Here is a 22,538-nt window from a genome sequence, read left to right on the forward strand (position 1 = left end):
AACGGTCAAGCCGACGGCGCCGCGGCGGCGAAATACGCCGCGAGCACCCGCGTGTAGATTGCGGTGAGCCGGTTCAGGTCGGCCACCGCCACGCACTCGTCGGTCTGATGCATGGTCTCGCCGACGAGGCCGAACTCGATGACTGGGCAGGCATCCTTGATGAAACGGGCATCCGAGGTGCCGCCCGTGGTCGAGAGCTTCGGCACTCGACCGGTCTCAGTCTCGATGGCGGCGGAGACGAGGCTGGTGAAGGCGTCGGGCTCCGTGAGGAAGGCGGGGGAATTCGAGGGCTGCAGGTCGAGACTGTAGCGTACGCTGTTCCCGGCCGCCCGCTCCAGGCGTGCACGGATTTCGGCGCCGAGGGTCTCGGCGGTCCAGCCCTCGTTGAAGCGGATGTTGAAGGTCGCCCGCGCCTCCGCCGGGATCACGTTCGTTGCCGGATTGCCGACATCGAGGGTGGTGAATTCGAGGTTCGACGCATCGAAATGCCGGGTGCCGCCGTCGAGGGGCTCGGCCAGGAGCGCATCCGCGAGTCGCAGCATGCCGGGGATGGGATTCTCGGCCCGGTGCGGATAGGCGACGTGGCCTTGGCGGCCATGGACCGTGAGCTTGCCGGTGAGGGAGCCACGCCGTCCGATCTTGATCATGTCGCCGAGACGTTCGGGGTTCGTCGGCTCGCCGAGCAGGCAGTGATCGAAGCGCTCGCCGCGCGCGCGCGCCCATTCGAGCAGCTTCACCGTGCCGTTGACGGCCGGGCCCTCCTCGTCGCCGGTGATGAGGAAACCGAGGGAGCCCGAGAAGCCCGGCCCGACCGCGTCGAGATAATCGAGGGCGGCGGCGAGCATGCAGGCGATGCCGCCCTTCATGTCGACGGCGCCGCGCCCGTAGAGGAGGCCGTCGGCCACCGTTCCGGCGAACGGCCCGTGGCGCCAGGCGGCGACATCGCCCGTCGGCACCACGTCGGTGTGGCCGGCAAACAGCAGATAGGGTGCGCCGGTGCCGATGCGGGCGTAGAGATTGTCGATATCGGGCGTGCCGGGTTCGGAGAAGCGCGGCCGGTGGACCGTGAAGCCGGCCGATTCTAGAACTTCGCCGAGCCAAGCGAGGGCGCCGCCCTCCTCCGGCGTCACCGAGGGGCAGCGGATCAGGGCCTGGGCCAATGTGAGCGGCGAACGGTCGAGGGAATCGGACACGGCCAGAATCTCGCGGGGTCTCGGCGACTATCGCCACGGCCATAGGCGCCCGCCGGTGCCCGTGCAAATCGCGGGGCTTCCGATGCGCCCTCGCGGGCGTTATCTCCCGGTCATGGCCCTGTCATCCGATGAAGTCGAACGCTACGCCCGTCACCTCGTCCTGCGCGAGGTCGGCGGCCCGGGACAGGCCCGCCTCAAGGCGGCGCGCATCCTCGTGGTGGGGGCCGGCGGCCTCGGCGCGCCCCTGATCCAGTACCTCGCGGCCGCCGGCATCGGCACCATCGGGATCGTCGACGACGACATCGTCTCCCTGTCGAACCTGCAGCGGCAGGTGATCCACGGCACGCCCGATATCGGCCGGCCGAAGGTCGAGAGCGCCACGGACGCCGTGGGTCGCCTCAACCCGCACGTCGCCATTGAGGCCCACCCCTTCCGGCTGACGGCGGAGAACGCGGTGGAACTTGTCGCGGACTACGATCTCGTCGCCGACGGCTCGGACAATTTCGCGACGCGCTACGCCGTCTCGGATGCGTGTTTCCACGGCAAGCGCCCCCTGGTGACGGCGGCGCTCGGGCAGTTCGACGGGTCGCTGACCACCATCCGGGCCCACGAGACCGGGTCGGACGGGCGGCCGAATCCGACCTATCGCTGCCTTTTCCCGAGCCCCCCGCCACCCGGCTCCGTGCCGGCCTGCGCCGAGGCAGGGGTGCTCGGGGCGCTCGCCGGCATCATGGGCTCGCTCATGGCCTTGGAGGTCATCCGCGCTGTGACGGATTTCGGCGAGCCCCTGGTCGGGCGCCTGCTCATGGTCGATGCCCGCTCGATGCGGTTCGAAACCCTGGGTTATGCCTGGGACGACGCGAACCCGCTCAGCGGCGCGGCGCGGTGAGCCGTCAGGCTGCCTTGTCGAGGCAGCACTTCTTGAACTTCTTGCCGCTGCCGCACGGGCACGGATCGTTGCGTCCGACATCCTTGAACGGATTGCGCACGGGCTGGCCGGCATCCTCGGCCGTCCAGGCGAGGTCCGCGACGGGATCGTCGATGGTGCCGTAGCGGCGCGGATCGAAGCGGGCGAGGTCGTCCGGCTTGGCCTCGGCTTGGCGCAAGGTGGTGCGGAACCACGGCGCGTCGCTGAATTCATCGGTGAGGCGCCCATCCTTGCGGGCGGCTGCCGAGCGGGGCGCCAGGTCGCGAAACCCCAGCAGCGCGATGGTCTCCTCCCAACCGACCCAGCCGATATCACCCTCGACGGCGACGCGCTTGTCGTCGAAGCGCACGAGGAGGCCGTGGGTCGCCTGACGGTCGACGCGGCCGGTCTGGGTCAGGAAGGTCAGGGCCGCGAGGGCCTCGTTACGGACGAAATCGTCGAGGGTGCTGTCGAGGATGAGGCGGTGCAGCGGCGCCACCTCCCCGTCGAAGACGCTGACGAGGATACGGGCCAGCGTCGTCGTCACCGCGTCGCCCAGCAGGGCGTCGAGGGTATCCCCGTCCTGATGCAGCAGACGCACCAGGGGGGCGAACACACGGGTGTCGCGGGCGGCCGCGAGGACGTGGAGACCGTAGAACAGCAGGTTGGCGTCGGCCTCCGACACCTCGGCACCGTCCGCAGGCCCGGCCAGCACGCGCAGCACCTCGTCGGCGATGGCCTCCGGTGTTTCGACCGCGCGCCGAAGTTCGGCGGCCGGCAGGTACTCGGCCGCCGAGAGGGCATCGACGAGGGCACGGTCGATCATGGCGAGGCTCCGTTCTTCCGGGGTTCAGGCGCGCAGGGTCGCGCCGGTCTTGCGGCCGACCTCGGCGATGATCTTGGCCGTCACCGCCTCGATCTCCGCGTCGGTCAGGGTGCGTTCGACGGGCTGGAGCCGAACGGCGATGGCCACCGACTTCGCCCCCTCGGGAACGCCGACGCCCTCGTAGATGTCGAACACGTCGATGCCGGCGATGAGCTTGCGCTCGGCCCCTTGCGCCGCCTTCACCACGTCGCCCGCCGCCACGTCGCGGGGCACCACGAAGGCGAAGTCGCGCGAGACCGGCTGGAAGTCGGAGAGGGCCAGGGCCGGCTTCACCTTGGTCGGGCGATACTTCGGCAACGGCACGCCATCGAGGGTGATTTCGAAGGCGACGATCTGGCCCTTGAGGTCCAGCGCCTTCATCACGCGCGGGTGGATCTCACCGAAATACCCCACGGGGTTCTTCGGCCCGAACTGGAGGGTACCCGAGCGGCCGGGATGCAGCCAGTTCGGCCCGCCGGCGACCACCTGCAGGCCACCCGTGGGAATGCCGAAGGCGGCGAGCAGCGCCAGGGCATCGGCCTTGGCGTCGAACGCATCCACGGGGGCAGCGGCGCCGTCCCAGTGGCGGCCACCGCCGAGATGGCCGGCGGTGGCACGGCGGATCGCTGTAGCGCGTGCGGTCTGACCTTCCGGCTGATCGTTCTCGAAGCACTGACCGACCTCGAACAGGGCGACGTCGGCGAGCCCCCGGTCGGCATTGCGCTGGGCGGCGCGTAGCAGGCCGGGCACGAGGCTCGGGCGCATATCGGAGAGGTCAGCCGCAATGGGGTTGGCCAGCACCAGATCCGCCCGGCCGCCCCCGAACAGCACGGCGTCGTCATGGGGAATGAACGACCACGTCACGGCCTCGACGAGGCCGCGCGCGGCGAGTGCGCGCTTGGCGAGCCGCGTGCGCTTCTGGATCACCGTGAGCACGGACTTACCGACCTGGGCCTCGATGCGCGCAAGAGGTTTCGGCTCGATACGATCGAGACCGGCGATGCGGATGATCTCCTCGACGAGATCGGCCTTGCCCTCGACGTCGGCGCGCCAGGACGGGGTGAGCACTTTCACCCGGTCGCCGCTGCCGGCGACGTGGAAGCCCAAGGCTTCCAGGGTCACCTTCATCTCGGCGCGCGACAGTTCGAGGCCGGCCAGGCGCCGGGTCTCGGTCCAGGGGAAATCGATGACCCGCTCGGTCTCGGGCGGCTCGCCGACGATCACGGGCTGGCTCGGGGTGCCGCCGCAGATCTCGAGGACGAGGCGGGTGGCGAGATCGAGGCCCGGCAGGGTGAAGGCCGGGTCGACGCCGCGCTCGAAGCGGTAGCGCGCATCGGTGATGATTCCGAGGCGCCGGCCGCTCTGGGCGATGTTCACCGGGTCCCACAGGGCGGATTCGATGAGGACATCGGTGGTGCCGGCGTCGCAACCGGACGCCACCCCGCCGATGATGCCGCCGATGGATTCGACACCGTTGTCGTCGGCGATGACCACCGTGTCGTCCGTCAGCGCGTAGGTCTTGCCGTCGAGCGCCTTCAGGGCCTCGCCATCGCGGGCGCGGCGCACGGTGAGGCCGCCCGCCACCTTGGCGGCGTCGAAGACGTGCAGCGGCCGGCCCCGGTCGAACGTGAGATAGTTGGTGATGTCGACGAGGGCGTTGATCGGGCGCAGGCCGATGGCGCGCAGGCGGGCCTGCATCCAATCCGGCGAGGGGCCATTCGTGATGCCGCTCACGCGGCGCAGGGTGAAGTAGGGGCACAGGCCGCGGTCGGCCGGCTCGAAGTCGAGGGTGACGGGAACCGGACAGGCCCCCTCCCCCCGTACGGGCGGCTGGGGCGTGTGCTTGAGGCCACCGAGGCCGGTGGCGGCGAGATCGCGGGCGATGCCGTGGATCGAGGTGCAGTCGGCGCGGTTCGGCGTCAGGTTGATCTCGATGATCGGATCGTCGAGGCCGGCATAGACCGCGTAGGTCCGCCCCGTGGGCGCGTCCTCCGGCAGATCGAGGATGCCGTCGTGGTCGTCGCCGAGGCCGAGTTCGGCGCCCGAGCACAGCATGCCCCGGCTCTCGACGCCGCGGATGGTGCCCACCGACAGGGTGATGGCCTTGCCGGGCACGTAGGTGCCGGGGGGGGCGAACACGGTCTTCATGCCGGCGCGCGCATTCGGCGCACCGCAGACCACCTGTACCGGCTCCCCGTCGCCCGCATCCACGGAGCAGACGCGCAGGCGGTCGGCGTTGGGGTGCTGCTCGGCCGTGAGCACGTGGGCGATCACGTAGGGTTTCAGGCTCGCGGCCTTGTCCTCGATGCCTTCGACCTCGAGCCCGATGCGCGTGAGCGTCTCGGAGATCGTGTCGAGGGAGGCCTCGGCGTCGAGGTGATCCTTGAGCCAGGAGAGGGTGAATTTCATGACTTGCGTCCGTCGGCGCTCTCCGATCGGCCAGCGACTGGCGATCCGGCACCCATCAGGGTTGAGAAGGACGATCCGGGCAGCGCCCGGACCTTCGCGACATCACATCAGCCGGTCAGCCCGGCGACCAGGCTCGGGATATCCAGCGGCCGGAAACCGTAATGATCGAGCCAACGGACATCCGCCTCGAAGAATGGGCGCAGGTCCGGCATGCCGTATTTGAGCATGGCGATACGATCGATGCCCATGCCGAAAGCGAAGCCCTGGACGCTGTCGGGGTCGAGGCCGCAATTGCGCAGGACGTTGGGATGGACCATCCCGCAGCCGAGGATCTCGAGCCAATCCGTGCCCTCGCCGAAGCGGATCTCGCCGCCTTTGCGCGAGCACTGGATGTCGACCTCGGCCGAGGGCTCGGTGAAGGGAAAGAACGACGGACGGAACCGCATCTTCACGGCGTCGACCTCGAAGAAGGTCCGGCAGAACTCCTCGAGAACCCATTTGAGGTTGGCGATGTTGGCCGCTTTGTCGATGACGAGACCCTCGACCTGATGGAACATCGGCGTGTGGGTCTGGTCGGAATCGTGACGGTAGGTCCGTCCCGGGCAGATCACCCGGATCGGCGGCGCTTTCGACCGCATGGTGCGGATCTGCACCGGCGAGGTGTGGGTGCGCAGCACCTTGCGCTGGCCGTTGCGGTCGGGCGCAAGGAAGAAGGTGTCGTGCATCTCGCGCGCCGGGTGGCCGGGCGGGAAGTTGAGAGCCGTGAAGTTGTAGTCGTCGGTCTCGATGTCGGGCCCTTCGGCGACGGAGAACCCCATATCCGCGAAGATCGCCGCGATCTCGTCCATGACTTGGCTGATGGGATGAATGCGGCCGCGCGCCTCCGGCGCCTCGCGCACGGGCAGGGTCACGTCGATGCGCTCGGCGGCGAGGCGTGCGGTGAGCGCCGCTTCGCCGAGGGCTTCGCGACGAGCGCCCAACGCGCCCTGCACGCGATCGCGCAACCCGTTGATGAGGGGCCCGCGCGCCTTGCGCTCGTCGGGCGTCATGGCGCCCAGAGTCTTGAGCAGTTCGGAGACCGAGCCCTTCTTCCCCAGCGCCGCCACGCGTACGGCGTCGAGGGCGGCCTCATCGGACGCGGCGGCGACTTCTGCGAGGAGGTCACCTTCGAGGGTGTCGAGATCGGTCATCGGTTCAACTCACCGGCTGCGGCTCGACCACAGGATGGTCGGGCGATCATGGCGCGAGGGTTTTGCGGGTCGAGGCCGCCTTGGCAAGCCATCGCGCCCTGGAAAACCCGGCGCGCCCAGTAAAAACGAAAAGGCGCGGCGCCCGTGCGGGGCCGCGCCTTTTCCACAGAGTCCGACGCGAAGGCCGAACGAAGAAGGTTCAAGCCGCCTTGGCGACGTCCTGCAGGGAGGCCTTGGCCTTCTCGACCACGGCGGCGAAAGTGGCCGGCTCATGGATGGCGAGCTCGGACAGGGCCTTGCGGTCCACCTCGATGCCGGACTTGGACAGCGCGTTGATGAAGCGCGAATAGGTCAGGCCATGCTCACGGACGGCGGCGTTGAGACGCTGGATCCAGAGGGCGCGGAACGTGCGCTTCTTGTTCTTACGATCGCGGTAGGCATACTGCATGCCCTTCTCGACCGCCTGCTTGGCGATCCGGATCGTATTCTTGCGGCGACCGTAATAACCACGGGCGGCCTTGAGGACTTTCTTGTGCTTCGCGTGACTGGTCACGCCGCGCTTGACGCGGGCCATATGGAGTCTCCTGGATCAGAAAAAGCAGTTCGGCGGGTGAAAGAAGGCTTACCGGCTGTTCGGCAAAAAATACTTCTTCACGTTGGCGGCATCGCCCTCGAACAGGGTGGTGGTGCCGCGCAGGTTGCGGATCTGCTTCGTCGTCCGCTTGATCATCCCGTGGCGCTTACCGGCCTGGGCGTACATGACCTTGCCGGTGCCGGTGATCTTGAAGCGCTTCTTCGCGCCCGACTTGGTTTTCAGCTTGGGCATTTGGCTCTCCTGAACGCGCATGCACCCCGATCCGGGTTGGGATCGAAGGGATGCGCTCGGTTGATGCTTCTGATGGAGCAGCACGAACCGCCACGGCAGCCCGATCGGCCGGGCGGTTCAACGCGAGGCGGCGTATGACAGAAAAGCGACGCGGTTTCAATCCTGCGCGAGATCGTCAATCCTGCGCGAGGGCCAGGACCACATCGGTTTCCGTTACCGCCGCCATGGGCTTGGTGATCTTCACCGCACGGGTCGGCTGCCCCGGCGGCATGAGCAGGAGGATCGTCTCCGTGCCGGGGCAGGCCGGATCGGCGCAAACGATCTCGTTCACCTTGACGATTCCCGCCGCGTCGAAGCCCGCGGCCTGTCGTGCCCAGGCGAGGATCGCCGCGCGCACCGCCGCATCGGCCTGTGGCTGTTTCCGCCCGAACAGCGCCATGGGCGTCAGCCCGGAAGGGTGAGGAGGCCGGCGGCCCCGTCGCTGCAGCCGAAGCCCAGGCGGGCGCCGCGCGCGTCCCAGGCGAGGGCCGTGACGCCACTGCCCTTCACGGCCGGGCGCACCAACAGTTCGGACCCGTCGGCGAAACGCACGAGCAGGATGCAGCCGTCCTCGTACCCGATGGCGAGCACCAGGGCTTTGGGATGGAACGCCACCCGCGAGACCCGCGCCGGGCGCACGCCGCACTCGCGCGGGGCCTTGCCGGTGGGGCCTTCCTTCGAGTCGAACGGCCAGATGATGGCGGCTTCCGCGCCCCCGGTGGCGAGCCAGTCGCCATCGCCCGACCAGGCCATGGAGCGGACCTTGCCGGGATAGCCCGACATCCGCATGTGGCCGCGGTCGGGCTGGAGACGCCAGCCGTGCAGGGCGTTCTCCTGCATGGTGGTGACGACGAAGCGGCCGTCCGGCGACCAGGTCACGTCGATGTGCGAGCCCTTCCACTCGACGAAGTCGGGCGCGGTCTCGAGGTTCGGGTACCACAGGGTGGCGCCGTTGTAGTGCGAGACGGCCAGGCGGTAGCCCTTCGGCGCGAAGGCGAGGCCGCGCGCGGTGGATGGGGCGGCGAACACCTTCTCGCGGCCCTTGGCGTCGCGGGCCACGACGTTTCGTCCGGCGGCGTACGCGATGGCGCCGTCGGGATGGAGCGCCAGGGCGTCGATCCAGGCCCCGCCCTTGGCGACGGCCACCTCGACGACATCGCCCTCGGGCGATGTCGCCACCACGCGGCCGTCATCGCCCCCGGTCACGATCCGGCGTCCGTCACCGGCGGCGACCAGGATGGCGCCGTCCGGGTGCGATTCGATCCGGCGGACCTCGCCCCGGCCGGCCAGCAGCACGGCGCCGTCGCCCAGCGCCAGGGCCAGGGTGTCCTTCAACCACACGGCGGCGGTGACGTGGGCCCCGGCCGCGATGGGCGTGACGTGGTCGAGGAGGGAAGGTGCAGTCTCGGCCATCCGGCGGGGATCTCTCGTCACTCGGTTGCGATAGGCGCGCGGAGCCCGAGCCTCACAGGGCGGGTGCGCCGGAGACCGCACGCCGCGCCGTCAGGATCGTGGCGACGACGGCCAGGATGCCGGCGATGCCGGCAGGGATGGCGAGGGCATACAACGCCAAACGGCCGTAGGCGACCGTTCCGGCGAGGGATCCGACGAGAAGCGCGAGCCAGACCACACCATCGCCGACCCAGGCGTAACGGGCGCCGCGCCGGGCGAGCGCCAAAGCGAGCTTCTGGCCGAAGCTGAACAGCGCGCCGGTGACGAAAGTGGTCCCGGCGCGAAAGCCCTGGACGTGGGACAGGACCGCGTTCTGCGCCCCCATGGCAAGCGCCAGCATCAGGGAGGCGAGGCCCGAATCCGGGGCGGCGACGGCAGCCTCGAAGGCAGCTGCGACGATTGCGGCCTCGAAGCCGAGGATCACCGGCGTGCTCCAGCGTGCGGGCGTCAGGGCCGAGAGGGCGCCGCCGCAGATTCCGCCGAGGAGAAAAGCGAGGATGAGCAGGGCCGGCAGCCAGGCGAGGTGGGGCTGGCCGTGTCCGAGGGCGACGGCGAACTGGGTCGTGTTGCCGCTCATGAACGAGGTGTAGAGGCCACCGAGCCGAATGAAGCCGAGGGCGTCGACGTAGCCGGCCAGCGCCGTGAGGATGAGGCCGAAGCCGAGATGCCAGGGCCGGGTCACGGGCGCCGCCCCTTCGCGTTCACCACCGGGCCGGCAGGGTTAAAGCTTTGCTCACCAAGTCCGCGCAATTGGAGTGAACGCACTCGAACATCGCGCCGCTGCGGTCCGTTGGTTGGGTGATCCGGTACGGGACCATGCGTCCCCCGCCGGGTGAGTAGGAGTTGCGTCATGATCCCATTCGCCTGCGCCGCCCTCGCCCTGCCCAGCTTCACCCCGTCCGTCTTCGGCTCCTGCGGGATCGCCGAGACCGTGCTCATCGTCGAGGACGAGATCATGGTCTGCGAGCTTGCCGCCGAGGCGCTTCTGGAGGAAGGCTATCGCGTTCTCACCGCGTCCGATGCGGATGAAGCGGAGGGCATCCTGGCCCGTGAGCGGGTCGATCTGCTCTTCACCGATATCGATCTGGCCCGCAACACGAACGGTCTCGCCCTGGCTCAGCGTGCGCGCCGGGTTCGCCCCGACCTGCCCGTCGTCTACACCTCGGGCGGACGCGGCCATCTTGCCCACGGCGACGCCGTGACGGACTCGGTGTTCGTACCGAAGCCCTATCGCCTCAGCGCCCTCGTGGCCCTGGCCAACGACATCCTGCGCTCACCCGCCCACCACGCCTGAGCGCCAGCCCCCGGACCCACCGATGCGCACCATCCTCACCACCCTCGCCTTCGTGATCGCCTCCACGGGCGTCGCTTCCGCCTGCGACGTGAAGGCAGCCAAGCTCGAAGAGGCCATCGCGGCGAAGAGCCAGCTGCGCGAGGCGGCCAACAAGCAGACCGTGCGCGATCTTCGTACCCTGCGCGACGCCGCCATCGTGCTCGAGACCTACCAGTACGGTCCCGAGTGCGAACGCCTCGTCGCGATCGTCAAGGCGCTCGCAGCCAATCCCGCAAAGGCAATCGAGCGCGGCGGCGACACCGACGAGGAGAAGGCCGAGGAGGTTCTGGAAACCCGCGAGCCGAAGGCCCCCCCGGCCGAGGCCGCGCCGGCCGCGCCGAAGGCGAACTGACGACCCGATATCCAGGCCGGCCCACCCCTGGGGGTGCGGTCGGCTTCCCATGCCTTGGGCGCCGCGTTAGGACCGCGGCGCCCGCTCGCGCGTACCGCCATCCACTGAAGCGGATGCCGCGTTGAGGGGGCGACCGCGTATCCAGGGGCAGCGTATCGGCATGGCGACGGACATCCTCACCCGCGAGGCGGGCATCGCACATGCCGCCCATCGACTGCCTTCGGTGATCGTCGACGACTACAACAGCGAATTGAAGGCCGACGACGGGTTCGTCGGCGACAAGGTCTCGAAGAAGGCGTTTCGCGAGATCCTGGAAACGTGGCGGGAAACCCTGCGCAAGGCCGGCCCCGATCCTTTCGGCGACAAGCCCAGTGCCGACCTCAGCAAGAAGGCGCTCGATCGGGCGCTGGACGGCAGCGATCCCTTGAGCTCCGGCCTGATCTTCAGCGCCATCGAGGAGTTCGCCCAGGAACTCGCGCGTGTGGTGCGCCGCTTCCTGCGTCAGAAGGGCTGGCGTGACACGGAGAGCATCGTGGTCGGGGGCGGCTTCAGCGACAGCCGCGTCGGGCACCTCGCCATCGCCCGGGCCGGTGTGCTCCTGCGGGCCGCCGGCCTCGATCTAACCCTGGAGCCGATCCGCCACCACCCCGACGAAGCCGGCCTCATCGGGTCGGTCCACCTCGCACCGGCCTGGATCTTCGCCGGATACGACAGCCTGCTCGCCGTCGATATCGGCGGCACCAACATCCGCGCCGGGGTCGTCGCGACGAACCTCCGCAAGGCGCCCGACCTGTCCCGGAGCGCGGTCTGGCGCTCCGAGATCTGGCGTCACCGCGACGAGGATCCGGCACCGACCCGCGACGCCGCCGTGGATCGGCTCATCGGGATGCTCAACGACCTGATCCGGCGAGCGGGCCGGGCCAATCTCACGTTGGCGCCCTTCATCGGCATCGGCTGCCCCGGCGTTATCGAAGCGGACGGCACCATCGACCGCGGTGGACAGAACCTGCCCGGCAACTGGGAGAGCGACCGCTTCAACCTCGCCGAGCGCCTCGTCGCGGCGATCCCGCGGATCGGCGACCACGCCACCATGGTGGTGATGCACAACGATGCCGTCGTGCAGGGCCTGAGCGAGGTGCCGTACCGACAGGAGGTGACCCGCTGGGGCATCCTCACCATCGGCACCGGCCTGGGCAACGCTCGCTTCACCAACCGGAACGCCGACGATGCGGCTGCCTGAGAGATAGACCTGAGAAGCTGGCTCTGGCGAAGCGAACACTCGGATCCGGCCCAACCAAACCGGGGCCAGTAACCGGTCCTATATCCCTGGCACCCTCGCCTTAACGGCTCCGCCCCGTACGGGCGAGCTTCTGCGCGATCCGCTCGCGCAATTCCTCGGGTAGCTCGATGTCCACGAGGCGCCATGTCCAGCCGCGCAGGCGCAGGCGCAGGCGGAATCGGCGATCCCGCTTCGCGTCGGGCGGGACCGGAATGACCACGGTGCGAAAGCCGCGCATCTCGGAGGACAGGTAGAACGGGACGAGCCGGCGGAAGCCCTCGGCATGCAGCCCGGGCTTGCGCAGGTCGGCGGGTGTGTCTCCTTGGCGGGGCTCCGGGGGGCCGAGGTCGATGGATTGGGGCCAGCCGTCGTCTAGGAGGTCGACCACGGTTTGAGGCGTTACAAGGGATTCGGCGATGGGGATTGCGAGGGCCACCAGGGCATCGGTCACGCGCTGGCGCTCGCGCGGTTCCGCACCGCCCGTTTCGCCACGGGCCTGCGCGGCGGCGGCGGCCTGTCGGATCACCGACAGCCGCAGGGTGCGGAAGTTCACGTGGCGCTCGATATAGGCCACGTCATGCGCCTGCACGGCACGGGCGAGGTCGTAGAGCGCCCAGAACGGCGTCAGGGTGAACACGAACCAGCACAGCGCCAGTACAACGGGGATCGACCACCAGCGCATCGGTGGGCAGCCTTACCGGCGAGCCGGGAGAGTGCTGGAGCTCACGCCGGAACGCACCAGTCGGTCAAACCACCGAACGCCGCGACCACACCCTCGTAGATGGGCCGTTTGAACGGTACGATGAGGTCCGGCAATCCAGCCATGGGTTGCCACCGCCAAGCATCGAACTCGGACGCGTGGGCACCCCCACCGGGTGACGCGACATCGATCTCGCTGTCGTCGCCGAGGAAACCGAAGGCGAACCACCTCTGCGTCTGCCCGCGATAACGCCCCTTCCAGGCCTGCTTCATCACCGCTGGCGGAAGATCGTAGGTCAGCCAGTCGGGCGCTTCGGCCAGCAGCCGGACGGAGCCGGGTGCGACGTTGGTTTCCTCGTAGAGTTCACGCAAGGCCGCATCCTTGGGGGCCTCGCCGGGGTCGATCCCGCCCTGCGGCATCTGCCAGGCACGGCCATCGGCAACGTGTTCCGGACCGGCATCGGCGCGGCGACGACCGATGAATACGAGACCGGTGCGTGCGATCAACGTGATCCCGACGCAGGGGCGGTACGGCAATCCGGTGCCGTCGTCGTTCGGGAGGGCTGTCATCGGCGCGACCATAGGGCACCCCATCCCCGCGCCGCAACGCACGATGGCGGCACGATGCGAAGAATCGTATCGGCCCGACACTCAGGGCGCGGCGCTGCTGAGGCGGGCGCTCCCCGAAGCCGCACGCAGGGCGACGCTCACGGGCACGAGCCGCACGCCGCGTGCTTCGAGGTCCTTCGACCAACGCGCGATCCGGTCGATGGTCATCGGCATCGCGGTGGCGGACACCAGGACGAAGCCCTTGGCACGGGCCTGCGCTTCGGCCCGCGCGAGTTCCCGATCGATGGCCTCGGGCCGGGGCAGGGCGTCGAGGACGAACTCGGCCCGTGCCAGAGGAACCTTCGCCTTGGCACCGAGGGTGGTGGCGATGGAACGCGGCGAGGTGCCGTCGTCGACGTAGCCGAGACCGCGCGCGGCGATCTCGCGCAGCACCGGCTCGAAGGCGGCGGCATCGCTCGTCAGCTTGGCGCCCATGTAGTTGACGATGCCGACGAAGCCTTGGAAGCGGCTCATGGCCCAGGCAAGCCGGTCGAGGTTCTCCGGCGGACGCGCTGCCGTAAGCAGGGTCTGTGGCCCCGGATCGCTGTCGGGATAGTCGAACGGCTCCATGGGTGCCTGAAGAAGCGCCTCGTGGCCGGCTTCCCGGGCGCGCGCCACGGTCCGTTCGAGGTCGCCGCCGTAGGGGGCGAAGGCGAAGCTGACCTCCGGCGGCAGCCGGGTGATGGCACTGGCGGTGGCGGCCTGCCCGATGCCGAGCCCCGACACCAGGATGGCGATGCGTGGGCCGGTGGTCCCGGGATCGGGCCGGGCATAAACGTCGAGGGGGCGGATTCGCCCTTCACCGAGGCGCGGCACGCTGCCGTGGCGTCCGCGCTCGACGAGGCGCGGGTCGGGGGCGGATGCGAGCTTGACCGGTGCCGCATCGGGAACACGGATCACCACGGCGTCGCTCGGCGCATTGCCGCCGCCCGCGCGCACCACGGTGACACCGGAGGCGGTCTCGACGGCATCGGCCGAGCGCTGGGCTGCGACCGGTTTCTCGGGCACCGGGACCGCAGCGGTCGGCACGGGCGGCGGGTCGCGCAGGGCGATGGTGGCGACGGCCACCGGCTCGCCTCCCTGCGGATCGCCGACGGCGCCGAGGATGCTCAGGCCACCGACGAGGCCGAGGACGAGGCCCCCTGTCACCATCCGTGGGGTCAGGTACGTGGCGTTGAGGCTGCGAAGGCGCTCCCGTGGGGTTCGCTTGGCGCCGAGAGGCCGGGTCAGGATGTCGTCGGAGGCCACGCTCAGCCGCTTCCCTCAGGGTCGGGACGAGAACGGCAACCGCCTCCTGAAACGAAAGCGGCCCCCGATATCGGTTCTGAACCGACATTGGGGGCCGCCATGGTTAACGCTTCCCTAAAAAGCGACCGTGTGCCGGGTCAGTTCGGAACCGTCGTCTTGGTGTTGGACGCACCCTTCTGGATGCCGCGCAGGTAGTCGAAGGCGGCCGTGAGTTGCTTGTCCTTGGCCGGGTCGGGCGGAACGTAGGCGGAGGATCCACCGCGCTCCTCGACGTCCTTCTGCTTGAGGTGGCCCTTCAGGCCGGCCTCGCCCTTGGTCTCGTCCTTGCCCTTGAGCTCGTCCGGCACCTCCTGCAGCACCTCCTGATCCGGCTCGATGCCCTTGGCCTGGATCGAGCGACCCGACGGGGTGTAGTAGCGTGCCGTGGTCAGGCGCAGGGCGCCGCTGCCGCCGAGCGGAATGATCGACTGCACCGAGCCCTTGCCGAACGAGCGGGTGCCGAGCACCGTCGCGCGCTTATGATCCTGCAGGGCGCCGGCCACGATCTCGGAGGCCGAGGCCGAGCCGCCGTTGACCAGTACGACGATGGGCTTGCCCTTGGTCAGATCACCGGATTTCGCCGAGAAGCGCTGCGTCTCGTCGGGATTGCGGCCGCGGGTCGAGACGATCTCGCCGCGATCGAGGAACGCGTCGGAGACCATCACGGCCTGATCGAGGAGGCCACCCGGGTTGTTGCGCAGATCGAGGACGTAGCCCTTGAGCTTGTCGGCGCCGATCTCGCCGTTGAGCTTGTCGATGGCCGACCGCAGCCCGTCGAAGGTCTGTTCGTTGAACTGGGTCAGGCGGATGTAGCCGACGTCGCCGCCCTCGGCGCGCGAGCGCACGGGCTTGATCTTGATCACGTCGCGGTTGAGCACGACCTCGATGGGGTCCTTCGACTCCTTGCGGCTGATCTTGAGCTTGACCGGCGAGTTCACCGGGCCACGCATCTTGTCCACGGCCTGATTCAGGGTGAGTCCCTGGACCTGATCCTCGTCGATCTGGGTGATCACGTCATTGGAAAGGATGCCGGCCTTCGACGCGGGCGTATCGTCGATGGGGGTGACGACCTTGATCAGACCGTCTTCCATGGTGACCTCGATACCGAGACCACCGAACTCGCCGCGGGTCTGCACCTGCATGTCGCGGAAGCTCTTCGAGTCCATGTAGCTCGAATGCGGATCGAGCGACGTGAGCATGCCGTTCACCGCCGCCTCGATGATCTTGGCCTCGTCGGGCTTCTCGACGTAGTCGGTGCGGACCTTCTCGAACACATCGCCGAACAGGCTCAGTTGGCGATAGGTCTCGGCCGAGGCCGCCACGGCGCTGGTCCCCGACAGCAGGCGGGTCTGGGTCGCGACCATGGAGGACCCGACGCCGATGAACGCGCCGAGGAGAACGAGGGAAACCTTGCGCATTATCCGCGAACCTTCTCGCTGGGGCTTTTGGCCCACCAAGGCTCCGGATCGATGGAGCCGCCGTCTTTTCTGAACTCGACGTATAACACCGGATCGCCGCCGGCCGGGGTCGTACCCGCACCGCCCTCGCCCATGGCCGCCACGGGCTCGCCCGCCAGGACGAACTGGCCGACCTCGACGTCGATCTGATCCATCCCCGCCAGCAGTAGATAGTAGCCATCGCCGGCATTGATGATCAAGAGTCGGCCATACGACCGAAACTGGCCGGCGAAGGAGACCCAGCCATCGGCCGGTGACGAAACCACGGCTTTGGGTCGGGTGGTGAGCGAAATGCCGCGGGTGGTGCCACCATTGGCGTCGGTTTGGTTGAAGCCGCGCGTCAGCGCTCCGCTCACAGGCCGAGGCAGATCGCCACGTGTGTCCGCGAACCGAACCTTGGGGGCGAGGCGCGCCGGGTCGCGGATACCGGCGGCGGCGAAGCGCTCCTGCGTGGCGCGCGCCTCCCGGGTCTCGGCCGCACGCGCCTCGTCCGCCGCACGGCGTGCGGAGGCCACCTCGCCTTCCATCCGCTCCAGGAGTTCCTTGAGGGTGCGGGCCTGGAGGCCGAGTTCGGCGGTGCGTGAGCGTTCGGTCGCCAAGCCGCTCTCCACCTCGGCCAGCCGCGCCTTTCGGGCAGCCATGAGGCCGTTGAGGCGCTGCTGCTCCCGCGCCCATCCGGCGAGATCGTTCTTCAAACCCTCGCGATCGGCGGCGATGAGACCTTTCAGGCGCACGAGTTCGGTGAGGTCGGCCGCCAAGGTCTCGGCTTCGCCGCGCAGTTCGGGCACCACGGCACCGAGCAGCATCGAAGTTCGGATAACGGCGAGCACGTCCTCGGGACGCACCAGCACCGCGGGAGGCGGCCGACGACCCATGCGCTGGAGAGCTGCGAGGATCTCGGCGATGACGCCGCGCCGCCCGTCCAGCGACCGGCGGATGGCCGCCTCGGAGGCCCCAAGGGTCTTGAGACGCTCTTCCAACCGGGTCATCCGGTCTTCCGTCGCCTGAGCCTGACGGGTCGCATCCAGGAGGGCCGTATTGAATTTGGCCCGGTCGCCGCCGATGGATGTGATTTCGGCCTCGAGTTGCGCACGCGTCCCCGTCGAGGCCGCGAGTGCCTCCTCGATGCGCTTCAAGTTCTCGGCACGTCGGTTCTTTTCCTCGACGGCTTTCTGAACCGCATCCGGTTCGGCTGCCGGTGACTTGGCGCTTGGGTCTTTCGGAGTCATTTCCCTGGCAGACTCTTGCCTGGCAGATTCCTGCGCTGCGGCCGGCGTGGTCACGACGAGGCCGGTCAGGGCGAGCGCGCACATGCTGCGCCCTCCCCTCCGTGCCGCCATCCATGGCCTGGCCGCCGTCATCGTTCGTCGAGGTTTCCGCGATGATAGGGATGGCCGGCGAGGATCGTCAGCGCTCGATACACCTGCTCCAAGGCCAGCACGCGCACAAGGCCATGCGGCAACGTCGCCGCGCCGAAGGACAGGGTGAGATCGGCTCGCGCTCGTACCGCCGGATCGAGTCCGTCGGCTCCGCCGATGGCGATGGCGAGGCTCGGACGCGCGGCGTCGCGCCAGGCCGCCACGCGATCGGCGAAGGTTTCACTGGTGAGATCGGCGCGTCCGCGTTCGTCGTAGACGACGAGGGCGGCTCCCTGCGCGTGCGCGAGGATGGCCGTGCCCTCCTCTGCACAACGATCCTGAGGCCGACGTGCACGGCTCTCGGGAATCTCGACCGTATCGCAGGCTGGAAAGCCGAGACTGCGGCCGAGTTGGGCCGCCCGTTCGCGGTAGCGTGCCGCGAGGTCGCGCTCCGGACCGGCCTTCAGGCGCCCGACCGCCGCGATGAGGAGCCGCATGGAGTCGACGACCCGCGGTCGCTTACTCGGCCAGGGCGTTGCTGGGCAGGTCGACGGCGGGACGGTCGGCGCCCCACATCTTCTCGAGATTGTAGAAGCCGCGCACTTCCGGGCGGAAGATGTGGACGATGATGTCGCCTGCATCGATCAGCACCCAGTCGCAGGCCGGCATGCCCTCGACCCGGGCGGAGCCGAGACCCTTGGCCTTCATGTCCTGGAGGATGCGGTCAGCGATGGCACCGACATGGCGCTGCGAGCGACCCGAAGTGATGATCATGGTGTCGGCGAGCGACGTCCGACCCATGAGATCGATCTCGATGGTCTCCTCCGCCTTCATGTCCTCCAGACAATCGAGGGCGAGCGCTCTGAGGTCGCCGATCTTGCGGTCGGCAACGTCGTCGGAACCTGGGGCTCCCTGGTGGACCGCGTCGTTCAGCGTCTCAGTTCCTGCAATGGCCATCGTCATGCGGGGATCGTACCCTGAATGGGCGCGACATGGAACGTTCCCGTTGCGTCTTCGCGCAATCCATCTTTCCGCCCCCCGGTTCGCAGGGCCGTAGAGGACAGATGAGAGCGTGGACCGTGCAGGAAGACCCAGGCCGGTGGGTCGAGATCGGCGAGCACACGGGCATCCGCCTCGTCGATCCGCCAACGGCCGAGGGCTTGCGCACCCCGCGCAACCGGCCCTTTGAGAGTGAAGCCGGGCCGGTCGATGATGGCGATGGGCATGGTTTCGGCGATCGCACGGAATCCCTGCCAGCGATGAAATGTCGCGAGGCTGTCGGCTCCCATGATCCAGACGAATCGCACGGCCGGATGGCGGTCCGTGAGGTAGCGAAGGCTTTGCCGAGTGTAGCGAGCACCGATGAGGCTCTCGAAAGCCGTCACCACGATGCGGGGATGGGCAGCGATAGCCTGAGCGGCCGAGACGCGCGCGTCGATGGAAGCGAGGTCGGCCCGGTCCTTCAGGGGATTGCCCGGCGTGACCATCCACCAGACGCGGTCGAGGCCCAGGCGCCGCAGGGCGACGCGGCTGACATGCCGATGCCCGAGATGAGCCGGGTTGAACGAGCCGCCGTAGAGGCCGATCCGGAGGCCGGGGCAGGCCGGCGGAAGCCGAACGGGTCCCGACACGTCAAGTCGCATCGGAAGCCGCGTATGGTGGCGGACCGGAGTAAGGCGTCAAGGACGCGTCTGCCCACTCCCGTGGACGCGGTACTTGAAGGTGGTGAGTTGCTCCACGCCGACGGGGCCGCGCGCATGCATCCGGCCCGTTGCGATACCGATCTCGGCCCCGAAGCCGAACTCCCCGCCATCGGCGAACTGGGTCGAGGCGTTGTGGACGACGATGGCGGAATCGACCTCGGCGAGGAAGCGCGTCGCCTCGGCGCGGTCGGCGGTCACGATGGAATCGGTGTGGTGCGATCCGTAGGTTTCGATATGGGTGATCGCCGCATCGAGACCATCGACCACTCGGACGGCGATAATGGCATCGAGGTACTCCGTACGCCAGTCCGCCTCCGCGGCCGGCGTCACACGGGCATCGACCGCCTGCACGTCCGTATCGCCACGCACGGCGCACCCTGCCTCGATGAGAGCCGTGACGAGGGGAGCCAGATGCGTGCTGGCGCAGGCGCGATCCACCAGGAGGGTCTCGGCGGCGCCGCAGATACCCGTACGGCGCATCTTGCTGTTGAGGGCGATGGTACGGGCCATGTCGAGATCGGCGCCGGCGGCGACGTAGACGTGACAGATACCATCGAGGTGCGCGAAGACCGGCACCCGCGCCTCGGCATGGACACGTTCCACCAGACCGCGCCCGCCCCGGGGCACGATCACGTCGATGCAGCCGTCGAGGCCGGACAGCATGGCGCCAACGGCAGCGCGATCACGGGTCGGTACGATCTGGATCGCGTCCGCCGGCAGTCCGGACGCTTCCAGACCGGCCCGCATGGCCCGCGCGATGGCCATGGCCGTGCGATGACTGTCGGACCCGGCGCGCAGGATGGCGGCATTGCCGGCCTTGAGGCACAGCGCGCCGGCATCGGCGGTGACGTTGGGGCGGCTCTCGAAGATCACGCCGATGACGCCCAGCGGCACGGCGATGCGCTCGATCAGCAGGCCATTGGGACGCTCGAACGCAGCGACCTGACGCCCGACGGGATCGGGCAAGGCACCGATCTTCTCGACGGCGTCGGCGATGGCGCTCAGGCGCGTGGGATCGAGGGTGAGCCGGTCGATGAGCGCCTGAGTCTGGCCGGCGGCGCGGGCCGCTTCCACGTCCCGGGCGTTTTCTGTCAGGATCTCGGACTGTGCCCCCCGCAAGCGCTCGGCGATGGTGCGGAGCGCGATATCCTTGATCTGAGCTGGTGCCAGCGCGATGCCACGCGCGGCGGCTCGCGCGCGCAGGCCGATGGCATGCATTTCGGCGGTCAGATCGGGAGCTTGAAAATCGGTACGCAGATTCAGAACGGGCACGGCCTTCATCCTCGCGGGCCGTCGCGCGATCCGGCGCGCCCGCCTGTTGTCCCGCCCGTCATCGCATGCCGGATACTGGGGAAACAAGCGTAACGCATGACAACCCGGCTATTCGCCCACCATGGCGAGGTCGTCGCGATGCACCATTTCGGCGCGGCCGGGATGAGTCAGCAGATCGGCGATCTCGCGGCTCGGGCGGCCGATGATCCGCACGGCCTGATCGCTGTCGTAGGCCACCAAGCCACGCCCGAGGGTCCGCCCGGCGGCATCGCGGATCACCACGGCGTCGCCGCGTCCGAATCCGCCGTGAATCCCGGTGACGCCCACCGGCAGCAGGCTGGCTCCCCCCTGAAGCGCGCGGGCGGCACCGTCATCGACGATGAGGATGCCGCGCGGCTCGAGGGACCCGGCGATCCAAGCCTTGCGCGCGGCGATCGGGTTGGAGCCCGACAGGAACCAGCTGCAACGCCCCCCCTTCAGGATGGTGTGCAGGGGGTTCTTCTCGCGACCGTCGGCGATGACCATGTGGGTGCCGCCGCTGGCGGCGATCTTCGCGGCTTCGACCTTGGTGCGCATCCCGCCGCGCGACAACTCCGAGGCCGGACCTCCGGCCATGGCCTCGATCTCGGGGGTGATGCGCTCGATCACCGGAAGATGGCGAGCGAGCGGGTCGGTGTGAGGCGGCGCCGTATAGAGGCCGTCGATATCGGAGAAGAGCACCAGGACGTCGGCACCGATCATGGTGGCGACACGGGCGGCGAGCCGGTCGTTGTCGCCGTAGCGGATCTCGCTGGTGGCCACGGTGTCGTTCTCGTTCACCACCGGCACGGCGCGCACTTCGAGCAGCTTGAGCACGGTGGCGCGGGCGTTGAGGTAGCGTCGGCGCTCCTCGGTGTCCTGCGGCGTCACCAGGATCTGGCCGGCCGCGATCCCGTGGTGGCCGAGCGCCTCCGACCAGTGCCGGGCGAGCGCGATCTGTCCCACGGCCGCCGCCGCCTGGCTCTCCTCCAGCCGCAGGGTACCGGGCGGATATCCAAGCACCGTACGCCCGAGGGCGATGGCGCCCGAGGAGACGACGAGGACGTCGGCTCCCTGCGCGTGCAGGTCGGCGATGTCCTCGGCCAGAGCCGCGAGCCAGGCATGGCGCAGACGTCCGCGCGCGCGGTCCACGAGGAGTGCCGAACCGACCTTGATGACGATCCGGCGGAAGTCCTGGAGGTTGGGCGTCGATGCACGCGGCGAAGTCACCGCCGCGTCACTCACGGCTGCCACGCATCGGCCGGCTGCGCCTCCGCCTCGGCGCGCTTGGCCTCCGCGATGGAGCGGGTGATCGCCCGCAGCGCGTCCTGAACGCCGAGCCCCGTCGCCGACGACAGGATCAACGGCTTCTTCCCCGAGGCGCGCTTGAGCCGGGCGACCTGCTCCTTGAGCGTGTCGGGATCGACCACGTCGGCCTTCGATAGGGCGACGATCTCGGGCTTGTCGGTCAGGCCGCCGCCATAGGCCTCGAGTTCCTTGCGGACGAGCTTGTAGGTCTTGCCCGCATGCTCGTTGGTGGCCTCGACGAGGTGCAGGAGCACGCGGCAGCGCTCGACATGGGCGAGGAACCGGTCGCCGAGGCCGACGCCGTCGTGTGCGCCCTCGATGAGACCGGGAATATCCGCGAGAACGAATTCCCGCTCGTCCGAGCGGACGACGCCGAGGCCGGGGTGCAGGGTGGTGAAGGGGTAATCGGCGATCTTCGGCTTGGCCGCCGTCACGGTGGCGAGGAACGTCGATTTACCGGCATTCGGCAGGCCGACCAAGCCCGCATCGGCGATGAGCTTCAGGCGCAGCCAGACCCATTGCTCGTGGCCCTCGAGGCCCGGGTTGGCATGCTTGGGGGCACGGTTCGTCGAGGTGGTGAAATAGGCGTTTCCGAAGCCGCCGTTGCCTCCCTTGGCCAAGCGTACCCGCTGGCCGATATGGGTCATGTCGGCGATCAGGGTCTCGCCGTCCTCGGCGATGATCTCAGTCCCGGCCGGCACCTTGAGCACCACGTCGGCGCCGTTGGCCCCGTGGCGGTTCGAGCCCATGCCGTGCTCGCCCTTCTTGGCCTTGAAATGCTGCTGGTATCGGTAGTCGATCAGGGTGTTGAGACCGTCGACGCACTCGACCCAGACGTCGCCACCGCGGCCGCCGTCGCCGCCGTTGGGACCGCCGAATTCGATGAACTTTTCACGCCGGAAGGCCACGCATCCGGCACCACCGTCGCCGGAGCGCACGTAGACCTTGGCTTCGTCGAGGAATTTCACGGTACTGCTCGTCT

General features: G+C 68.9%; 24 protein-coding genes. 4 read left to right on the forward strand and 20 right to left on the reverse strand.

The window, feature by feature from the left end:
* Positions 1-5 precede the first annotated feature (5 nt).
* A complete protein-coding gene (gene dapE, locus ASF52_RS11300) occupies positions 6-1,193 on the reverse strand; it encodes a succinyl-diaminopimelate desuccinylase (RefSeq protein WP_056171825.1) in 1,188 nt (395 codons plus the stop codon).
* A gap of 112 nt (positions 1,194-1,305) precedes the next feature.
* Here dapE and ASF52_RS11305 point away from each other — a divergent pair, with 112 nt between their 5' ends.
* On the forward strand, positions 1,306-2,082 hold the full coding sequence (locus ASF52_RS11305) for a HesA/MoeB/ThiF family protein (RefSeq protein ID WP_056171827.1): 777 nt from the start codon (positions 1,306-1,308) through the stop codon (positions 2,080-2,082).
* Positions 2,083-2,086: 4 nt separating this feature from the next.
* Here ASF52_RS11305 and ASF52_RS11310 read toward each other — a convergent pair whose 3' ends face one another.
* The 8 genes from ASF52_RS11310 to ASF52_RS11345 form a co-directional block, all read right to left on the reverse strand.
* Complete coding sequence (locus ASF52_RS11310; RefSeq protein ID WP_056172177.1) at positions 2,087-2,923, reverse strand: DUF1186 domain-containing protein; 837 nt, start codon at positions 2,921-2,923, stop codon at positions 2,087-2,089.
* Positions 2,924-2,950: 27 nt separating this feature from the next.
* Positions 2,951-5,374: a phenylalanine--tRNA ligase subunit beta gene (gene pheT, locus ASF52_RS11315; RefSeq protein ID WP_056171829.1), complete on the reverse strand. Its 2,424-nt coding sequence runs from the start codon at positions 5,372-5,374 to the stop codon at positions 2,951-2,953.
* A 107-nt stretch (positions 5,375-5,481) separates the two neighbouring features.
* Positions 5,482-6,564 (reverse strand): phenylalanine--tRNA ligase subunit alpha, encoded by a 1,083-nt coding sequence (gene pheS, locus ASF52_RS11320; protein WP_056171831.1) that lies wholly within the window; start codon positions 6,562-6,564, stop codon positions 5,482-5,484.
* Between the two features lie 199 nt (positions 6,565-6,763).
* Positions 6,764-7,138: a 50S ribosomal protein L20 gene (gene rplT / locus ASF52_RS11325; protein ID WP_056087037.1), complete on the reverse strand. Its 375-nt coding sequence runs from the start codon at positions 7,136-7,138 to the stop codon at positions 6,764-6,766.
* Between the two features lie 48 nt (positions 7,139-7,186).
* On the reverse strand, positions 7,187-7,390 hold the full coding sequence (gene rpmI / locus ASF52_RS11330; protein ID WP_018044555.1) for a 50S ribosomal protein L35: 204 nt from the start codon (positions 7,388-7,390) through the stop codon (positions 7,187-7,189).
* A gap of 175 nt (positions 7,391-7,565) precedes the next feature.
* Positions 7,566-7,829: a hypothetical protein gene (locus ASF52_RS11335; protein WP_056171832.1), complete on the reverse strand. Its 264-nt coding sequence runs from the start codon at positions 7,827-7,829 to the stop codon at positions 7,566-7,568.
* Positions 7,830-7,834: 5 nt separating this feature from the next.
* The gene (locus ASF52_RS11340) at positions 7,835-8,842 is read right to left on the reverse strand and encodes a WD40 repeat domain-containing protein (protein WP_056171834.1); all 1,008 of its coding nucleotides are present in this window, start codon (positions 8,840-8,842) and stop codon (positions 7,835-7,837) included.
* A 52-nt stretch (positions 8,843-8,894) separates the two neighbouring features.
* Positions 8,895-9,563, reverse strand: coding sequence for a YoaK family protein (locus tag ASF52_RS11345; protein WP_056171836.1), 669 nt, complete (start codon positions 9,561-9,563; stop codon positions 8,895-8,897).
* Between the two features lie 168 nt (positions 9,564-9,731).
* Here ASF52_RS11345 and ASF52_RS11350 point away from each other — a divergent pair, with 168 nt between their 5' ends.
* The 3 genes from ASF52_RS11350 (at position 9,732) to ASF52_RS11360 (ending at position 11,806) form a co-directional block, all read left to right on the forward strand.
* Positions 9,732-10,175 carry a response regulator gene (locus ASF52_RS11350; RefSeq protein ID WP_056171839.1) on the forward strand — a complete coding sequence of 148 codons (444 nt, stop codon included), beginning with the start codon at positions 9,732-9,734 and terminating at the stop codon, positions 10,173-10,175.
* A 22-nt stretch (positions 10,176-10,197) separates the two neighbouring features.
* Positions 10,198-10,566 carry a hypothetical protein gene (locus ASF52_RS11355; RefSeq protein WP_056171840.1) on the forward strand — a complete coding sequence of 123 codons (369 nt, stop codon included), beginning with the start codon at positions 10,198-10,200 and terminating at the stop codon, positions 10,564-10,566.
* Between the two features lie 160 nt (positions 10,567-10,726).
* Positions 10,727-11,806 carry an ROK family protein gene (locus ASF52_RS11360; protein WP_056171842.1) on the forward strand — a complete coding sequence of 360 codons (1,080 nt, stop codon included), beginning with the start codon at positions 10,727-10,729 and terminating at the stop codon, positions 11,804-11,806.
* A 100-nt stretch (positions 11,807-11,906) separates the two neighbouring features.
* On the opposite strand, the gene ASF52_RS11365 is transcribed toward ASF52_RS11360, so the two are convergent.
* The 11 genes from ASF52_RS11365 to obgE form a co-directional block, all read right to left on the reverse strand.
* Positions 11,907-12,527: a DUF2939 domain-containing protein gene (locus tag ASF52_RS11365; protein ID WP_056171844.1), complete on the reverse strand. Its 621-nt coding sequence runs from the start codon at positions 12,525-12,527 to the stop codon at positions 11,907-11,909.
* 41 nt (positions 12,528-12,568) lie between these two features.
* Positions 12,569-13,126, reverse strand: coding sequence for an RNA pyrophosphohydrolase (locus tag ASF52_RS11370; protein WP_244472853.1), 558 nt, complete (start codon positions 13,124-13,126; stop codon positions 12,569-12,571).
* 69 nt (positions 13,127-13,195) lie between these two features.
* Entirely contained in the window at positions 13,196-14,407 is a 1,212-nt protein-coding gene (locus tag ASF52_RS11375) for a divergent polysaccharide deacetylase family protein (protein ID WP_056171846.1), read from the reverse strand.
* 131 nt (positions 14,408-14,538) lie between these two features.
* Positions 14,539-15,858, reverse strand: coding sequence for a S41 family peptidase (locus ASF52_RS11380; protein ID WP_056171849.1), 1,320 nt, complete (start codon positions 15,856-15,858; stop codon positions 14,539-14,541).
* A complete protein-coding gene (locus ASF52_RS11385; RefSeq protein WP_082483748.1) occupies positions 15,858-17,126 on the reverse strand; it encodes a peptidoglycan DD-metalloendopeptidase family protein in 1,269 nt (422 codons plus the stop codon). Before ASF52_RS11385 ends, ASF52_RS11380 begins: the two co-directional genes overlap by 1 nt.
* A 128-nt stretch (positions 17,127-17,254) precedes the next feature.
* Positions 17,255-17,752: a 23S rRNA (pseudouridine(1915)-N(3))-methyltransferase RlmH gene (gene rlmH, locus ASF52_RS11390; protein WP_056171854.1), complete on the reverse strand. Its 498-nt coding sequence runs from the start codon at positions 17,750-17,752 to the stop codon at positions 17,255-17,257.
* Positions 17,753-17,774: 22 nt separating this feature from the next.
* The gene (rsfS, locus tag ASF52_RS11395; protein ID WP_082478728.1) at positions 17,775-18,218 is read right to left on the reverse strand and encodes a ribosome silencing factor; all 444 of its coding nucleotides are present in this window, start codon (positions 18,216-18,218) and stop codon (positions 17,775-17,777) included.
* The gene (locus ASF52_RS11400) at positions 18,215-18,898 is read right to left on the reverse strand and encodes a nicotinate-nucleotide adenylyltransferase (protein ID WP_082483749.1); all 684 of its coding nucleotides are present in this window, start codon (positions 18,896-18,898) and stop codon (positions 18,215-18,217) included. Before ASF52_RS11400 ends, rsfS begins: the two co-directional genes overlap by 4 nt.
* Positions 18,899-18,934: 36 nt before the next feature.
* The gene (locus ASF52_RS11405; protein WP_056172183.1) at positions 18,935-20,230 is read right to left on the reverse strand and encodes a glutamate-5-semialdehyde dehydrogenase; all 1,296 of its coding nucleotides are present in this window, start codon (positions 20,228-20,230) and stop codon (positions 18,935-18,937) included.
* Between the two features lie 108 nt (positions 20,231-20,338).
* Positions 20,339-21,493: a glutamate 5-kinase gene (proB, locus tag ASF52_RS11410; protein WP_244473794.1), complete on the reverse strand. Its 1,155-nt coding sequence runs from the start codon at positions 21,491-21,493 to the stop codon at positions 20,339-20,341.
* Positions 21,490-22,524: a GTPase ObgE gene (gene obgE / locus ASF52_RS11415; protein WP_056171856.1), complete on the reverse strand. Its 1,035-nt coding sequence runs from the start codon at positions 22,522-22,524 to the stop codon at positions 21,490-21,492. The genes proB and obgE overlap by 4 nt, the downstream gene beginning before the upstream one ends.
* Between the last annotated feature and the right edge of the window lie 14 nt (positions 22,525-22,538).

Origin of the sequence: Methylobacterium sp. Leaf112, from assembly GCF_001423295.1 — a bacterium.
GTDB lineage: Bacteria > Pseudomonadota > Alphaproteobacteria > Rhizobiales > Beijerinckiaceae > Methylobacterium.

Coding starts and splice junctions, on each gene's coding strand:
- rplT (WP_056087037.1), bottom strand. CDS start 7,138: ATGGCCCGCGTCAAGCGCGGCGTGACCAGTCACGCGAAGCACAAGAAA.
- ASF52_RS11305 (WP_056171827.1), top strand. CDS start 1,306: ATGGCCCTGTCATCCGATGAAGTCGAACGCTACGCCCGTCACCTCGTC.
- ASF52_RS11360 (WP_056171842.1), top strand. CDS start 10,727: ATGGCGACGGACATCCTCACCCGCGAGGCGGGCATCGCACATGCCGCC.
- ASF52_RS11350 (WP_056171839.1), top strand. CDS start 9,732: ATGATCCCATTCGCCTGCGCCGCCCTCGCCCTGCCCAGCTTCACCCCG.
- ASF52_RS11365 (WP_056171844.1), bottom strand. CDS start 12,527: ATGCGCTGGTGGTCGATCCCCGTTGTACTGGCGCTGTGCTGGTTCGTG.
- ASF52_RS11370 (WP_244472853.1), bottom strand. CDS start 13,126: ATGGTCGCGCCGATGACAGCCCTCCCGAACGACGACGGCACCGGATTG.
- pheS (WP_056171831.1), bottom strand. CDS start 6,564: ATGACCGATCTCGACACCCTCGAAGGTGACCTCCTCGCAGAAGTCGCC.
- ASF52_RS11340 (WP_056171834.1), bottom strand. CDS start 8,842: ATGGCCGAGACTGCACCTTCCCTCCTCGACCACGTCACGCCCATCGCG.
- ASF52_RS11385 (WP_082483748.1), bottom strand. CDS start 17,126: ATGACTCCGAAAGACCCAAGCGCCAAGTCACCGGCAGCCGAACCGGAT.
- ASF52_RS11335 (WP_056171832.1), bottom strand. CDS start 7,829: ATGGCGCTGTTCGGGCGGAAACAGCCACAGGCCGATGCGGCGGTGCGC.
- ASF52_RS11355 (WP_056171840.1), top strand. CDS start 10,198: ATGCGCACCATCCTCACCACCCTCGCCTTCGTGATCGCCTCCACGGGC.
- rsfS (WP_082478728.1), bottom strand. CDS start 18,218: ATGACGATGGCCATTGCAGGAACTGAGACGCTGAACGACGCGGTCCAC.
- ASF52_RS11380 (WP_056171849.1), bottom strand. CDS start 15,858: ATGCGCAAGGTTTCCCTCGTTCTCCTCGGCGCGTTCATCGGCGTCGGG.
- rpmI (WP_018044555.1), bottom strand. CDS start 7,390: ATGCCCAAGCTGAAAACCAAGTCGGGCGCGAAGAAGCGCTTCAAGATC.
- pheT (WP_056171829.1), bottom strand. CDS start 5,374: ATGAAATTCACCCTCTCCTGGCTCAAGGATCACCTCGACGCCGAGGCC.
- ASF52_RS11400 (WP_082483749.1), bottom strand. CDS start 18,898: ATGCGACTTGACGTGTCGGGACCCGTTCGGCTTCCGCCGGCCTGCCCC.
- rlmH (WP_056171854.1), bottom strand. CDS start 17,752: ATGCGGCTCCTCATCGCGGCGGTCGGGCGCCTGAAGGCCGGTCCGGAG.